We start from the raw sequence: 14,092 nt of genomic DNA on the forward strand, positions 1-14,092 counted from the left end.
CGTGATTCCTGTCAGATCTTGCTGCCGGGTTTTGGTCCCCAGGCGTTGGGGCCGGGTCCATAAGACGGGATGGTGAGGAGGCCCTTGGTCGGGCGGTACATCAGCGAATCGGCATAGGTGATGAGCTCGGCATCTTCCGGCTCGCCGACGACGCCGAGATACCAGGCGGAAACGATCTTGGTGGCGGTCTTCATCAGAGCCGGATCGGTACCGGAAAGGGCGAGAAAACCGTCCATGTTCGGCACGCCGGACTGTTTGATCAGGCTCGAAAGCGCTGCCATGCTGGCATCGAGATCGGCATCTCGTTTTTTCAGCGCCGCCAGAAAGCGGCCGCCGAGGACCGGATCGAGCGTGTAGCCGGTCAGGAATTCAGACAGTTGGGTGAAGGAAGCGACGCCATCATCTGCCGCGACAGCAGAAAGAGGACCGGCAAGATCGGCCAAGAGGGCAAGGCCCGCAATGGCGACTGTGGTGCGCAGCAAACCGCGGCGCGAGACGTGCTGGCCAAACATGGCCGGGGAGGAACGATCGATAGGCATCAGGATCTCCGGGGGAGCGTTCAATGCGGGAAAGGAAGGGTGCTTCAGGCGGTAGCCTGAGGTGAGCGGCGACGGCGCAGCAAAAGCCAAGCGATCAACGCGACGACGATGACGGCACCCGCAATCGCGGCAGGTGCTGCCAGCGGCGCCAGCCGGACGATCAGCGGCTTTTCACCACCTTCACGAATGATCGCGACATCCGCCGCACTGACCTTGACGGCAGGATTGCCGTAATTGGCCAGAACGTAATTGCTGACATCGGCGATATCCTTGTCCGACAGGCGGTCGGTATAGGATGCATCCGGTCCGAATGCCGGCATGAAGGCAACGTTTTCGCCGACCGTGCGGTGCAGCCCGTAAAGAATTGTGGCAATCAGGTTGTCGGGACGGTCGCCACCTGTCGCGGTGTTCTTGAACAGCGACGGATAATGTAGATTGCCCTGTCCTTCAGGCTGGTGACAGGCAGCGCAGCTGCCGCTGAAGACATGGAAGCCGTTCTCATTCGGCGCCTGTCCCGGCAGTCCACGCAAGGAGGCCTCGATCTCCGTGGACGGCTCCCCAAAAGTATCCCGAGCCTTTTTGTCGCCAGAGCCAACCGGCGGAACGTCCCTGAGATAGGTGACGATCGCCTTGATGTCACCGTCGGGCAGATGCTGGAAGCTTTGCTCGATGGCCTCGGCCATCGGTCCTGCTGCCTGCGCCTTGCCCGGTACGTTGCCGGTCTTGAGGTATTGCGTGAGGTCTTCATCCGACCAGTCACCGATGCCGGCAATCTTGTCCGAGGTGATGTTGGGTGCAAACCACGGGCCGACAGCGCCGCCGGCCAACGGCTGGCTGCCGTCTTCCGCCATCAGACCGTTGCGTGGCGTATGACAGGTCGCGCAATGCGTAAGCGCTTCGGCAAGATAGGCGCCACGATTCCATTCGGCAGACTTGGCAGGATTCGGCTCGAAGCGAGTCTTGTCGAGGAAAAGCAGGTTCCACGCCGCCATCGACGTGCGGATGGAGAACGGGAACGGCAGTTCGGTCTGCTGCGGCTTATGATCGTCCGGCTTCACCTCGTTCATGAAATACGCATAGAGCGCCTTCATGTCGGCATCCGTGATCTTGGCATAGGCAGTATAGGGCATGGCCGGATAAAGGTGGCTGCCATCCTTGGCGACGCCATCGCGCACAGCGCGGGAAAAATCCGCTTCGCTATAATCACCGATGCCTGCAGTTTTCGAAGGCGTGATATTGGTCGAGAAAATCTGGCCTAGAGGCGTATCGATCGCATAACCGCCAGCAAACGGCGTGCCGCCATGCGGCGCGGTGTGACAGGCGGCGCAATCGGCCGCGGTGGCGAGATAACGCCCGCGGGCTACAAGATCGGCTGTGTCGGTATCTTCGGCCAGCGCCATGCCGGATGTGGCGGCAAGCGCGGTGAGACAGAGAAGGAGTGGCCGCACTGCGGGAAGGAGCTTGGGCATGGGCAACGTGCTTTCATCAAGCATGAAGGATTGGCGCCAGATCCAGCTTCTCCTCCCACGAGCAAGACTGTTCCGTGTCATCACCAGTCCGGCGCCACACCGGATCAGATGCCAAACCTACTCAAGCGCTTCTTTTATCAGAAACATCTGTGGTTGCCCGCAACCGGGCCGAACGGCGTGTCGATGTGTCGCGGTGGCGACTTGATCTGGGTCATATCGCCGGCATGATGGCTTTGAATATCAATTTGTCGTAGAAGCAGCTTTCACATCAGGTGAAAGCAATGCAAAAATTCGATTTTACCGATCTCAAGATATTCGTCTCTGCGCTCGACCGCGGAAGCCTTTCGGCAGCAGCCGAGGAGAACAACCTCGTCGTTGCTGCTTTGAGCACCCGGCTGAAGCGGCTGGAACGCGCTTTCAATCTCATTTTTTTCGAGCGAACGGGACGTGGCATAAGGCCGACGCTCGCGGGTCACATGTTCGCCCGGCACGCCCGCACGATACTCGACGACGCCCGCAAGCTCGAGGTCAATCTCGAGGCTTTTGCCGAGGGGCGCAGCGGCACTGTCCGGGTTCTTTCCAACACGAACATGTTGTCGGAGCACATGCCGCAGGCACTCGCGCCATTCCTGAAAGACCACCCGGATATATTCGTATCGATGATCGACAAACCCAGCCACGAGGTGGTCAATCTGCTTCGCAACGGTGATGCGGACATCGGTGTGGTTGCCGCATCGGCCGACATGAGTGGTCTCGAGCGCTGGAAATTTGTCCGCGATCGGCTCGTGCTGATCGTGCCCGCCTTGTCGCCACTATCGGAGGCAACCCGTTTTTCGACCATTCTCGACTACCCGCTGATCAGCCTCCCGGAGAAAGTGGCGCTGTCACAGTTCCTTCGTCGTCAGGCCAATGAACTCGGTCGCAGGCCAAACGTTCGGCTTCGGTGTGAAAACTTCGAATCCATGAGCCGCATGGTAGAAAGAGGGGTGGGGATCGGCATCGTGCCCCAGTCCGCCGCACTTCGATATGGGCTGGCAATGAATTTCCGGGTTCTCCAGATCGATGAACCGTGGGCAGAGAGAGAATTGTATCTTTGCGTGCGAAACAGATCTCATCTGCCCAGCTATGCTGCCAATCTGCTGGATCATCTCCTTGCATATGTCGAATTGGTTCAATGCCAGGATATGAAAGTGCTTTAGCAACTTAGGCTCTATATGCCTCTAGCCTTGGAAGGATTCTAACCATTGGCGCCTGTATCGCACCTTATCAAGCACTGAAATAATGTTCTTATTCAAAAAGGGGAATTATCACAGCGATTTTTCTGCGGAATTCCAAGACAGAAGTTCAGATCTTTCCGCCTAAAGCATCCTTTGGGAATTCGGCTGCAAGCCGGTCGATGAATTTTCGCACGGCAGGCGGAAGGCCGCGGCGGGTCGTGAACACGAGATGGACCAGCCCCTTCATGCCGCGCCATGAGGGCAAGACGCGGACGAGCTTGCCTTCTTCAAGCGCCTGCCGGCAGGTGTGATCCGGTAGCAGCGCCACGCCGATCCCGGCGATTGCCGCGGCTCTCACTGCGGTGAAATCCGCGCAGCCCATCCTCGGCTCGTGACGCAGGCTGTGGGTAAGACCGTCCTCCGTTTCCAAAAACCAGTCGATCTCGCCTTGGTCGTCGACCGTCGACAGTGTTGGATGATCGGCAAGGTCCTTGATGCTACCGATCCGACTTGCAATCTGCGGGCTTGCGACAAGAATGCGGATCGAATGTCCGAGCGAGCGCATGGTGAGCGAGGCATCCCCATCCAGCGATGTGCGCACGCGCAGCGCGATATCGATCTGCTCCTCGATCAGGTCGACGGGCCGGTCAATCGCGACGAGCTGCAGGCGAACTTTCGGATATTGCGAAAGGAACCGTGTCACAAGCCCGGAGATCGGCTCAACCAGGCCGGTCGGACAGCTCATCCGGATCAGGCCATGCGGCTCCGACTGCGCCTCCGCAACCAGCCCCTCGGCCCGCTCGGCCTCCGCCAGCATCGCCTTGCAGCGTTCGTAGAAGGATTGGCCGACATCCGTGACCCGGAAACGCCGGCTCGACCGTTCGATCAGCCTGACGCCGAGACGCGCCTCCAACCCGGCAATCCGCCTGCTCAGCTTCGACTTCGGCTCCCTCAGCGCGCGTCCTGCCGCCGCAAAGCCGCCATGCGACACCACCTCGGCGAAATAGACCAGATCGTTGAGATCGGACCGCATAATCGTTCTCCATATGGAACGCTAGGTGATGAAATTGCTGACTATTGCTTTCAGCGTTCTACATTCATGTTCTCCTTCAGCGGCAACGGGCCGTCAACAAGGAGCAGAACAATGACCGGTAAGTTTGAAAACAAAGTCGTCGTCGTCACCGGCGGAACAAGCGGTATCGGCCTCGCAACCGCAAAGGCCTTCTCCAGCCAAGGCGCCTTCGTCTTCATCACCGGCCGCCGCAAGGAAGCACTCGACGCCGCCGTCAGGGAGATTGGTGGACGCGTGACCGGCGTACAGGCCGATATGAGCAAGCTTTCCGATATCGACCGTCTCTATGACGCCGTACAGCAGCAGCACGCCCAGATCGACGTCATCTTCGCCAATGCCGGCGGCGGCGAGATGGCGGTCCTCGGAGCGATCACGGAAGAGCATTTCCAGAAGACATTCGACACCAATGTCAAAGGCACGCTCTTTACCGTCCAGAAGGCATTACCGCTGCTGCGCGACGGTGCGTCGATCATTCTCACCTCGTCTACGACCAGCATTTCGGGTACGCCGGCCTTCAGCGTCTATTCGGCGACGAAGGCGGCCGTGCGGAACTTTGCCCGCAACTGGATTCTCGACCTGAAGGACCGCCATATCCGCGTCAACGCCGTCAGCCCTGGCGTCACCGATACGGCCGGCCTCAACGAGCTGTTCGGCAATGGCGAGAGCGCCGAGAACACCAAGGCCTATCTCGCCAGCCTCATTCCCGCCGGCCGGATCGGCCAGCCGGAAGAGATCGCGAAGGCCGTGCTCTTCCTCGCCTCAGACGAGGCTTCATTCGTCAACGGCGTCGAACTCTTCGTCGATGGTGGGCAGGTGCAGATCTGATCGCCCTTGATTGAAAGGAGCACGACGCTGGCAGACATCGCCACATTGCTGGAGCGAAACCTGCAGGAGATCTTCGCGGAGGGCGACGACGCCCTCCGCCGCAAGGTCGCCGGCGAGATTCTTTACGAAGACGCAGTCTTTGTGGAACCCCATGGGGATCTATCGCGGCCGTGACGAGATTGTCCGCGTTGACGGCGTCATCCGCGCCCTGCATCCGACTTTCCGGTACACGACCATCGCGGCAGCGGACGTGCTCCACGACAAGGCGGGACCGACTTCATCATCGCAAGGGACGGAAACATCGCCGCGGTCTATCTCTTCTTTGACGGTACGCCCGATCCGACAAATCCGCCGATCCTACTCTGATCCCCAAAATCTGGAACAGGTTGTGGCGCTCAGATCAAGCGTCGAGCGACACATGAAGGATCAAGCTCTAGAACATATATGGCATCGCGACCCGTAAGATATTGTGATTAAACAAGTAATCCCCGTCCATTCGGCGCTAACCAACCATAGAATCGCCAATCAACATACGTTTGCGCGCAACGTTTTTATCGCGCCACGGGTTGGCATTGGGTGCCGGTGGGATCAAATGTCACAACAAAATACGAGAATGCCTCTTCAATGCAGACGGAATTTATACGTGAAAGCCACGCCAGTCATATCTTGGCGATCTCGTTCGCCAGTTGATCCTGCGTATATGGCTTTGAAAGCCGCGCGGCATCCACATCCACTCCCGCTGGCAAATCCGCATAACCGGTGGCCAAGAGGACTGGAAGATTGGGCCGCAATTGTTTCGTGTGCCTTACCAACTCTCCGCCGTTCATGCCCGGCATCGAATAATCCGTAATCATCAGATCGAACGCCTCGCCCGTCTGGAGGACATCGAGCGCTTCCGCACCCGAGTGAACCTCGACGACCTCGTGGCCGAGATCCATGATCATATCTGCAGAACTCATGGCGATAAGCACATCGTCGTCGACCAGAAGTATCCGTTTCGGCCCCTGATTGATGATTGGCGTTATCGGCACTGGGGTGAGGTCCAAAGCCTGAATGACGTCTGCCGCAGCCACCGGAATCCATAATTCCGCAGTCGTGCCGACACCGACAGCACTTTCGAGAACAAATTTGCCTCCAAGCTGCAAGGCTAGGCCATGGATCATCGAAAGGCCGAGCCCCGTCCCTTTGCCCAATTCCTTGGTCGAAAAGAACGGTTCAACGGCCTTAGCGAGTGTGGCGCTATCCATCCCGTTCCCGGTATCCGTGAGCGCCAAAACATTATAACGCCCGTCGACCAGATCGCTTTGGTCGCCTTCGACCATCTTCTCCGACAATCGTATCCGGATGGCACCACCATCCGGCATGGCATCGCGTGAATTGACGGCGAGATTGAGCAGCGCCAACTCCACCTGGTTGGCATCGGCAAGTACAGGCGGCAGGTTGTCGGAAAATTCGGTTTCGAGAGAGACCTCAGGCCCGACAGACCGGCTGAGCAATTCCTGCATGCCCTCAACGAGTTGGCGAAGGTCTACCGGCTTGACCTGAAGGTCTTGCCGGCGGGCGAATGCCAGCAATCGCTGGGTCAAAGACGCACCCCGCCGCGCGCCTTGCAACGCGCCGTCGGTCAACCGGACAAGCCGCGGATCATCGGCAACCGATTTCCTGAGCATCTCGAGATTGCCAAGCACAGCCATGAGGAGGTTGTTGAAATCGTGAGCGACGCCACCCGTCAACTGGCCGATCGCTTCGAGTTTCTGTGACTGCCTGAGCTGATCCTCCGCCTTTTGTCGTTGAGCGACCTCCGCAAGCACGACCGAATGTGCATCCTCCAGTTCGGCAGTTCGGGCAGCAACCCGCTCTTCAAGGACTTCATTCAGCCGTCTCTGGTGTTCTTCGGCGTTTCGCCTTTCAGTAATATTGGCGGACACTCCAACAAGTTTTACAGCCTGCCCTGCCCGATTTCGGTAGAGTTGTGCCCTGATTTCCGCCCAATGAACGCTACCATCCGGCCAGATCGTCCGATATTCGATCGCGTAGTCGATACCCGTTTCGATTGTCGCCGCAACGGCAGTCTGCATGCGCTCCTGGTCTTCCGGATGGATGCTGGCGATAAGATCACCGTAGGTGAAACCATCGTCTGCGCTGCGGCCGAATATTGATCGACATGTGGTCGAGGTCGTCAGGACCAGACTATCGAGATCAAGTTCCCAGGCACCGAGCCGGCCGGCTTCCAGCGCTGTCGCCAATCGGCGCTCGCCCTCGTCGAGAGCTTCAATTCTCGAACGCGCTTCATATTGGCGGCGTCGCCCGCGCATGGCCGTGCGCGCGACGCTGACGAAGGTCGTTGCGTGAAACGGCCGTTCGATAAAGTTCACATTGCCCAAAACTTCCAAAAGCCGCGCTGCGGCCGGATTTCGCTCCGGCCCTCCGCCGCGCTGAGTCAGGACGATGAACGGTATATCCGACCAGCTCGGTTGGTTCTTGACCCACTGCGAAAGCGGTCGAAGGTCGGCACTACGCACAGCCTCTTCAGTGACCACGACGAGACCGACATCCTCGTTCATCTGCCTGAGCAGATCCGGCAGATCTCGAACAACGGCCGCCTTGTACCCCGCCTCAAGCAGAAGCGAACAAGCGATCTGAGAATCGCGCCCGGTCGGCGCGAGGACAAGATTGAGAATGCCGCTGTCAGGAATTGCCGTCACCCTCTTCGGACGCAACCATGAGTGTCTTGTCGCCTCCGACAAATGTCGGAACGCCGCGCAGAACACCCTGGAAGGACGAAAGCGGTTCGCCAAGTGTCAGACCGTTACCACCGATAGTGAATTCGCGGATAGTATCCTCGTGTTTTCCTGTTCGTTTTTTGATGACCGAGACCGCTCTTCGAACCTTGCCGAGAGCTTCGAAGTAGCGAAGCAAAATGACGGTATCGGCAAGATAGGTGACATCTACCGGCGACTTCATGTCTCCGACGAGGCCATGTTGCGCAACCGTCAAGAAAGTGGTCGCCCCTTGACGGTTCAGGAATTGCAAAAGCTCGTGCATGTGCAGGATGAGGGCGTTTTCTTCCGGCATCGATGCCTGATAGCCGTTGATGCTGTCGATCACCACCGTCTTTGCCTCGAACACTGCAACGCGATCGCGGACGCGTTGTGCAAACTCACCCGGCGACAACTCAGCAGCGTCAAGCTGCTCGATGTGGAGCTTTCCTTCGTCGCGAAGTCGCTCGAAATCGAAGCCCAGGGCTTTCATCCTGTCGAACAGCAATCCGAGTTCTTCGTCGAATACAAAGACCGCCGCTTTCTCGCCGCGCCGAACCGCCGCATCGACAAACTGCAAAGCAAAAAGGCTTTTGCCAGTGCCCGCCGGGCCGATCAGCAACGTGCTGGAGCCGCGCTCGAGGCCACCACCCAGCAGACCATCGAGAGCCGGGACGCCACTTCCCACCGGCTCTCTGGTAAAACTCGTCTTGTGCTCGATGGCACGCAGCCGCGGAAAGACGTCCACGCCTCCTGTGCGAATGATGAAATCATGAAAGCCGCCGCGAAACGCCTGACCGCGATATTTGACGACACGTACGCGCCGACGCTCGGAGCCGTAGTCGGGCGCAAGTTGCTCGAGGTGAATGACACCGTGCACCACGCTATGGACCGTTTTATCCAGAACGTCGGACGTCATGTCATCAAGGAGCAGAACGGTGGCACCTGACCGCGCGAAGAAGTGTTTCAGGGCAAGTATCTGGCGCCGATAACGCAATGAACTCTGTGCCAGCAGACGGATTTCAGACAGGCTGTCGATAACAACCCGACTTGGCTTCAAGCGCTCGAAGGATTCAAATATCAGTTTTGTCGTTTCGCCGAGCTCGAGGTCTGACGAATAGAGAAGGCTTTGTTGCTGATCCGCGTCAAGAAGACTTTCAGGCGGAACAAGCTCGAATATCTTGAGATTATCACCCAGTTCGAAGTCATGGGAGACGGCAGTATCCCTTAGCTCCTCCTCTGTTTCCGAAAGCGTAATGTAAAGGCACGGCTCGCCCAGATTTACACCTTCCATAAGAAACTGAAGCGCAATCGTGGTCTTTCCCGAACCGGGAGCACCTTCCAATAGAAAAACATGCTTCCGGGTCAGTCCACCCGCCAGGATTTCATCAAGACCGGCGACGCCTGTCCTAGCTTTGGCTTTACGCCCTTCTGTCATTATCTACTCCGCTCGATATCTGAACGGGTTATATCAATGAAATCCCGTCAGGGCATTCAATATAAGATTGGTCTGATAGCGTACAATTCAAGTTTTTGGCGACGGACGGCACCAAAAAATCTTGGAGGACCTCGACGACAACAGAGCGGCAATACCGCAACACGCGATTGCCTGAAGATCTCATCGGACAGCAAGAAACATCCGGAATCACGTCGCGACCGGCGCCGGCAACACCCGTGCAGGAAAAATGTTGAGCGCAGCATACTGCAGCAGCATGATCGTCTTCGCGTCTCGAATGGCGCCGGCTGCGATCATCGCCAGCGCTTCCTCGATCGTCGTCTCCATCACAGCAATATCTTCGCCCTCATCCTCATTTCCACCGCCCTGTGACCTGCGATCGTCAGGTTCGTATTCACCAACAAAGAAATGCAACCGCTCCGTGACCGAGCCTGGGCTCATGAAGGCATCGAATATCTGGCGGACGTCGCGAACCTGAAACCCCGTCTCTTCCTCGACCTCCGCCCGGATCCGCACGTCCGGCTCTGCATTGTCGAGAAGCCCCGCGGGTGCTTCGATCAGCAGATCATCATGGCCGTTCACGAAAGCCGGATAGCGGAACTGCCGCGTCAGGATCACAGTCCGTCGGGCAAGATCGTAGAGCAGGATAGTCGCGCCGTTTCCACGGTCATATGTTTCGCGCGATTGCTTTTGCCAGCTGCCGTCTGTCCGGCGAAATGAGAAGATCGTCTTTCTCAGCACGTACCAATCATCGGAGAGGATAGTCACGTTTTCAACGCGAATGCGATCGGCAATGCTCATGGCTGGCTCCATTTAAACGAGCGCGCGTCAGGCGGGCTCTGGATTAGCGCGAGCATTCGTGCAATATCGTGCAGAGTCAAGAAATTTCCTGCAGTGAGTGATTTATGCTGACGACCGAACGAAAAGCGTTGATTCAACAGGTCCTTCGCCGCGACGGACGATTGATCGCCAAATCATTCGCCCACGAACTCGGCGTATCCGAAGATACGATCCGCCGAGACTTGCGTGAACTGGCGACTGAGGGGTTGTTGCAAAGAGTGCATGGCGGCGCCCTTCCTGCGTCAGGAGCCACCGCGGATTTTCCATCACGCCAGACGACTGCGTCGTCGGCCAAGAACGCCCTTGGGCTTGCGGCCGCTCGCATGATCCAACCGGGCCAAATCGCCTTTCTGGATGGCGGCACGACGAATGTGCAACTCGCGCGGCAACTGCCTCCCGGTCTGAAAGCGACGATCATCACCCACAGTCCCAGCATCGCCGTGGAGTTGGCACAACATCCACTGGTAGACGTGGAGCTGATTGGCGGCAGAATTTTCAAGCATTCGATCGTCACGATGGGATCGATCAGTGCGGAGGCAATCTCGCGCATTCGCGCTGATCTGTTTTTCATGGGCGTAACGGGCCTCCACCCCGAAACCGGAGCGACCACAGGCGATGGTGAAGAAGCTGCAATCAAACGGTTGATCGCTTGCCAGTCTGCCGAAACAGTCGTCCTCGCAACCCGTGAGAAGCTTGGTGCAGCATCTCCTTACCGGATCGTCCCATTGGCTGAGATCACGACCCTGGTCGTGGAAACTGGAGATTATGCGGACGCAAAGCAGATGTTCCAGCATGAAACTATTAGCGTCGTGAACGCGTAATCTGCGTAAGGCCAGCGAACGGGAGCGGTTCAAGAGATGCTGCATCGTCCGCAAAGTGGACTTTGGACGAGGAAAGAGACCGCTATCGCGGCTATCCAGCCGGAGGGATGGATTTGCAAGGTGCAGCTATGATCCGCAAAAATAATTACAATAGGATTGGAAGCCGTACAACCTCGCTGGTTTGCGCATGAGCGGCGAACGGGCAGTTATCGACCCACTGACCCAGGCTTCGGTTACGATCGCCTGGGTCATTCTGCTGAACAAGCCATTCTACCCACTCTATGTCTGGTATCTCGCTGGCAACGGCGTGATCGCTTCGCTCGCCACTTTGATCGCCGCTCCATTCTATCTCGCGATCCCTCTCATCGCCCATCGTTCGTCACTTGCTGCACGGGTCGCCCTTCCCGTTATCGGAACGCTGGACACGCTGTTCGAGACAAAACTGTTTGGTCAGGGGTCCGGCACGGAACTGTTATTTGCGGCCTGCATCATGCTGGCAGCGCTTTCCTTTCGGGACCAGGAAAGATGGTGGCAGCGCGGCGTTGCCGTTTTGGTGTTCGGCGTCTTCGTGATTTCGCGTAGCTTCGCAGCATCGCCCCTGTATCACTGGTCAGAGCACGATCTTGCTGCATTCTTCAATCTGAACACTTTTGCAGCTGCGAGCCTGATGACCTTCATCGCCTTACGGTACGCAGGCAGCAGAGACCGTGGGACCTAAAACACCGGACAATTGTTAGCTTGGCCAGAAGACTTAATAGGGAGGAAGGCGATGAGGATCTTTTCGAAACTGTGCGGTGTGGGAGCTTTTGCGACAATGACGCTGTTCGGCACTGCCGCCGTAGTATCCGCCGAGCCCAGTGTCGTCGCCGTCGGCAAAGAGCACTACCGCGGAACGTGGCTGGAGATCGGCCGCACCCCGATGTGGCTGACCGACGGCTGCGTTGCAGGATATTCCACCTATAAGCCTGGCAAGACGGCAGGCGAAATCAACGTCGAGGATGGATGCCGTGTCGATACACCGAAGGGCCGCTTGAAGACGGTGACCGGCACAGGACGTATTCTGGATTTCGGAAAAACCAATGCCAAGATGCGGGTGCGCTATCCCTTGTTCGTCACGTTCAACTACTGGGTCCTCTACAAGTCGCCGGACAGATCGTGGTTCATCAGCGCCGATCCAGACATGAAAAACTTATGGATCTACGCGCGGTCCGTTCCATCGAAAACAAAGCTTAAAACGATGGTGCGCAAGGCGAGCGAGCTTGGTTACGATGTTCGAAAGCTCGAATTCCCGCGGCAGTAATACACCTTGGTCGAGAAAACCGATGCTCAGGATCGGCGGACGGATACCGCCTGCCCAATGCTCTTCAATCTTGAAGGGTTCCATTGCTAGGTTCGGGTGACAGGCGGGAAAAGCCGAGATTGATCAGGGTGTAAAACAGTACCTGATATGCGCCATTTCTCGACTTTCTCAATCAACGAACAGGCGCGAGGTGTTCACGCCTGCCTTGCCTTGCGGTTCGCATACCGCTTGTCTCGTTCGGCTTTGCGAGCAGCTTCATCTTCGATTACACGGGAAATGCGAGTGTTCTCGGCCGACGCGCGCGACCGATGCTCCGGATCGGCGTATGGACACCGCCTGCCCGACGCTCTTCAATCTTGAAAGGTTCCATTACCAAGGTAGGGTGATAGGCAGGAAAAGCCGAGATTGATCAGGGTGTAAAACAGTACCTGATCTGCGCCATTTCTCGACTTTCTCAGTCAACGAACAGGCACGGGGGGCTCAGGCCTGCCTTGCCTTGCGGTTCGCATAGCGCTTGTCTCGTTCGGCTTTGCGAGCAGCTTCATCTTCGATTACACGGGAAATGCGAGTGTTCTCGGCCGACGCGCGCGCTCTGGCATCTGCTGTCGCAGCGTGCTCAGCTGCCGCCTGCTCTTCAGCCGCCTTTGTCTCATGGAGTACGCGCTCCTCGTGCTTCAAACGGTCTCTCTCGACGCGGCGGGCTTCGCGCGCTTCAATGAGCGAAGCCCGCTCGGCTTGCTTCGCCGCCTGCAACGGCGCTGCCACCGTCCTGGCAGCCTGATAGGCTTTCAAAAGAGAGGCCTTTGCATCCGCAGCTGCAGATCTGCGGTCGGCAAGTTCGTTTTGTCTAACGTTCTTCAAATTGACTTCCTAAAAGTTGAGAGGGGTAATCAACGCATCGGATAGCGTTTGGCGAGCAAAGCAGATGTTGCAGCGGCCTGGTCAGCCTGTTCTTTGGCGTGCCGTGCCTCCCGCAAACGTTGCGTCTTGGCGTCTCGAGACTGGGTGATCGCTTCCAGTTCGTCCATTGCGTGATTTTTGGCGAAAAAAGGAGCCTGGAGACTGTTGAAGGCAATCTCCGCCGTCTGGTTGGCAGCCTGATAGGCGTTCAGAAGAGAGGCCTTTGCATCCGCAGCTGCAGATCTTCGGTCGGCAAGGTCGTTTTGTCTAACGTTCTTCAAATTGACTTCCTAAAAGTCGAGAGGGGTAATCAGCGCATCGGATTGCGTTTGGCGAGCAAAGCCGATGTTGCAGCGGCCTGGTCAGCCAATTCTTTGGCCTGTCGTGCCTCCCGCAAACGTTGCGTCTTGGCGTCTCGAGACTGGGTGATTGCTTCCAGTTCGTCCATTGCGTGATTTTTGGCGAAAAAAGGAGCCTGGAGACTGTTGAAGGCAATCTCCGCCGTCTGGCGTGATTTGCTATGGCTTTGTGTCATCGAAAAATCCTGACGGGTCCACGCCGTGAACCAAAATGAAAAGGCCAGGCAGAATGCCTGGCCCGAGATCGAAAACGTGCTTCCGGCAGTGCCAGTACATCCGTGGTCAAAGGGAAGCAGATACCGATCAGGCTGCCTGCAAGTTGCAAGCGGACATTTTGCCCGACTTTGCGTCACGCTCGAGTTCGAAGCCGATCTTCTGGCCTTCGATGAGCTCGCGCATCCCGGCGCGCTCGACAGCGGAGATGTGGACGAACGCGTCAGCGCCGCCATTGTCAGGCTCGATGAAACCGAAACCCTTGGTGGAATTGAACCATTTTACAGTGCCTGTGGTCATGATGAACCCTTTCAAAGCAACG

Annotated in this window: 15 protein-coding genes and 1 pseudogene; 5 read left to right on the forward strand and 11 right to left on the reverse strand. The window is 57.4% G+C overall.

Annotated features, from left to right (window positions below):
• Window positions 1-11: 11 nt before the first annotated feature.
• Together GAO09_RS11845 and GAO09_RS11850 are read right to left on the reverse strand one after the other, a co-directional pair.
• Window positions 12-539 carry a sugar dehydrogenase complex small subunit gene (locus tag GAO09_RS11845; protein WP_153354215.1) on the reverse strand — a complete coding sequence of 176 codons (528 nt, stop codon included), beginning with the start codon at window positions 537-539 and terminating at the stop codon, window positions 12-14.
• Between the two features lie 44 nt (window positions 540-583).
• Window positions 584-2,008, reverse strand: coding sequence for a c-type cytochrome (locus GAO09_RS11850; RefSeq protein WP_153354216.1), 1,425 nt, complete (start codon window positions 2,006-2,008; stop codon window positions 584-586).
• A gap of 281 nt (window positions 2,009-2,289) precedes the next feature.
• Here GAO09_RS11850 and GAO09_RS30535 point away from each other — a divergent pair, with 281 nt between their 5' ends.
• Window positions 2,290-3,207 (forward strand): LysR family transcriptional regulator, encoded by a 918-nt coding sequence (locus GAO09_RS30535; RefSeq protein WP_153354217.1) that lies wholly within the window; start codon window positions 2,290-2,292, stop codon window positions 3,205-3,207.
• Window positions 3,208-3,352: 145 nt separating this feature from the next.
• On the opposite strand, the gene GAO09_RS11860 is transcribed toward GAO09_RS30535, so the two are convergent.
• The gene (locus GAO09_RS11860) at window positions 3,353-4,258 is read right to left on the reverse strand and encodes a LysR substrate-binding domain-containing protein (RefSeq protein WP_153354218.1); all 906 of its coding nucleotides are present in this window, start codon (window positions 4,256-4,258) and stop codon (window positions 3,353-3,355) included.
• Window positions 4,259-4,369: 111 nt separating this feature from the next.
• Here GAO09_RS11860 and GAO09_RS11865 point away from each other — a divergent pair, with 111 nt between their 5' ends.
• Window positions 4,370-5,122, forward strand: coding sequence for an SDR family NAD(P)-dependent oxidoreductase (locus GAO09_RS11865; protein WP_153354219.1), 753 nt, complete (start codon window positions 4,370-4,372; stop codon window positions 5,120-5,122).
• 659 nt (window positions 5,123-5,781) lie between these two features.
• Here the strand turns inward: GAO09_RS11865 and GAO09_RS11870 are convergent.
• From GAO09_RS11870 to GAO09_RS11880, 3 genes are all read right to left on the reverse strand, one after another.
• A complete protein-coding gene (locus tag GAO09_RS11870; RefSeq protein ID WP_338015075.1) occupies window positions 5,782-7,827 on the reverse strand; it encodes a response regulator in 2,046 nt (681 codons plus the stop codon).
• Window positions 7,811-9,319 (reverse strand): ATPase domain-containing protein, encoded by a 1,509-nt coding sequence (locus tag GAO09_RS11875; protein WP_153354221.1) that lies wholly within the window; start codon window positions 9,317-9,319, stop codon window positions 7,811-7,813. The genes GAO09_RS11870 and GAO09_RS11875 overlap by 17 nt, the downstream gene beginning before the upstream one ends.
• A gap of 207 nt (window positions 9,320-9,526) precedes the next feature.
• Entirely contained in the window at window positions 9,527-10,138 is a 612-nt protein-coding gene (locus tag GAO09_RS11880; RefSeq protein ID WP_153354222.1) for an NUDIX domain-containing protein, read from the reverse strand.
• A gap of 104 nt (window positions 10,139-10,242) precedes the next feature.
• Here GAO09_RS11880 and GAO09_RS11885 point away from each other — a divergent pair, with 104 nt between their 5' ends.
• The 3 genes from GAO09_RS11885 (at window position 10,243) to GAO09_RS11895 (ending at window position 12,298) form a co-directional block, all read left to right on the forward strand.
• Entirely contained in the window at window positions 10,243-10,998 is a 756-nt protein-coding gene (locus GAO09_RS11885; protein WP_153354223.1) for a DeoR/GlpR family DNA-binding transcription regulator, read from the forward strand.
• 187 nt (window positions 10,999-11,185) lie between these two features.
• Window positions 11,186-11,716 (forward strand): hypothetical protein, encoded by a 531-nt coding sequence (locus GAO09_RS11890; RefSeq protein WP_153354224.1) that lies wholly within the window; start codon window positions 11,186-11,188, stop codon window positions 11,714-11,716.
• Window positions 11,717-11,812: 96 nt separating this feature from the next.
• Complete coding sequence (locus tag GAO09_RS11895; RefSeq protein WP_153354362.1) at window positions 11,813-12,298, forward strand: lipocalin family protein; 486 nt, start codon at window positions 11,813-11,815, stop codon at window positions 12,296-12,298.
• Window positions 12,299-12,492: 194 nt separating this feature from the next.
• On the opposite strand, the pseudogene GAO09_RS30645 reads toward GAO09_RS11895, so the two are convergent.
• The 5 genes and pseudogenes from GAO09_RS30645 to GAO09_RS11915 form a co-directional block, all read right to left on the reverse strand.
• A pseudogene (locus GAO09_RS30645) lies at window positions 12,493-12,612 on the reverse strand (DUF6481 family protein); the annotation flags it as partial.
• A gap of 166 nt (window positions 12,613-12,778) precedes the next feature.
• Window positions 12,779-13,159, reverse strand: a complete 381-nt coding sequence (locus GAO09_RS11900; RefSeq protein WP_153354225.1) for a DUF6481 family protein — start codon at window positions 13,157-13,159, stop codon at window positions 12,779-12,781.
• 29 nt (window positions 13,160-13,188) lie between these two features.
• A complete protein-coding gene (locus tag GAO09_RS30540) occupies window positions 13,189-13,479 on the reverse strand; it encodes a hypothetical protein (protein ID WP_420796156.1) in 291 nt (96 codons plus the stop codon).
• Window positions 13,480-13,508: 29 nt separating this feature from the next.
• Window positions 13,509-13,733 (reverse strand): hypothetical protein, encoded by a 225-nt coding sequence (locus tag GAO09_RS11910; protein WP_153354226.1) that lies wholly within the window; start codon window positions 13,731-13,733, stop codon window positions 13,509-13,511.
• A 127-nt stretch (window positions 13,734-13,860) separates the two neighbouring features.
• Window positions 13,861-14,070: a cold-shock protein gene (locus GAO09_RS11915; RefSeq protein ID WP_112732451.1), complete on the reverse strand. Its 210-nt coding sequence runs from the start codon at window positions 14,068-14,070 to the stop codon at window positions 13,861-13,863.
• Between the last annotated feature and the right edge of the window lie 22 nt (window positions 14,071-14,092).

The sequence above is a fragment of the Endobacterium cereale genome (genome assembly GCF_009617585.1).
Taxonomy (GTDB): Bacteria; Pseudomonadota; Alphaproteobacteria; order Rhizobiales; family Rhizobiaceae; genus Neorhizobium; species Neorhizobium cereale.

Excerpts from the sequence above, each read along its gene's own strand:
- GAO09_RS11875 (WP_153354221.1), bottom strand. The coding sequence starts at position 9,319 with ATGACAGAAGGGCGTAAAGCCAAAGCTAGGACAGGCGTCGCCGGTCTT.
- GAO09_RS30535 (WP_153354217.1), top strand. The coding sequence starts at position 2,290 with ATGCAAAAATTCGATTTTACCGATCTCAAGATATTCGTCTCTGCGCTC.
- GAO09_RS11850 (WP_153354216.1), bottom strand. The coding sequence starts at position 2,008 with ATGCCCAAGCTCCTTCCCGCAGTGCGGCCACTCCTTCTCTGTCTCACC.
- GAO09_RS11885 (WP_153354223.1), top strand. The coding sequence starts at position 10,243 with ATGCTGACGACCGAACGAAAAGCGTTGATTCAACAGGTCCTTCGCCGC.
- GAO09_RS11845 (WP_153354215.1), bottom strand. The coding sequence starts at position 539 with ATGCCTATCGATCGTTCCTCCCCGGCCATGTTTGGCCAGCACGTCTCG.
- GAO09_RS11895 (WP_153354362.1), top strand. The coding sequence starts at position 11,813 with ATGACGCTGTTCGGCACTGCCGCCGTAGTATCCGCCGAGCCCAGTGTC.
- GAO09_RS11860 (WP_153354218.1), bottom strand. The coding sequence starts at position 4,258 with ATGCGGTCCGATCTCAACGATCTGGTCTATTTCGCCGAGGTGGTGTCG.
- GAO09_RS11865 (WP_153354219.1), top strand. The coding sequence starts at position 4,370 with ATGACCGGTAAGTTTGAAAACAAAGTCGTCGTCGTCACCGGCGGAACA.
- GAO09_RS11910 (WP_153354226.1), bottom strand. The coding sequence starts at position 13,733 with ATGACACAAAGCCATAGCAAATCACGCCAGACGGCGGAGATTGCCTTC.
- GAO09_RS11890 (WP_153354224.1), top strand. The coding sequence starts at position 11,186 with ATGAGCGGCGAACGGGCAGTTATCGACCCACTGACCCAGGCTTCGGTT.
- GAO09_RS11915 (WP_112732451.1), bottom strand. The coding sequence starts at position 14,070 with ATGACCACAGGCACTGTAAAATGGTTCAATTCCACCAAGGGTTTCGGT.
- GAO09_RS11880 (WP_153354222.1), bottom strand. The coding sequence starts at position 10,138 with ATGAGCATTGCCGATCGCATTCGCGTTGAAAACGTGACTATCCTCTCC.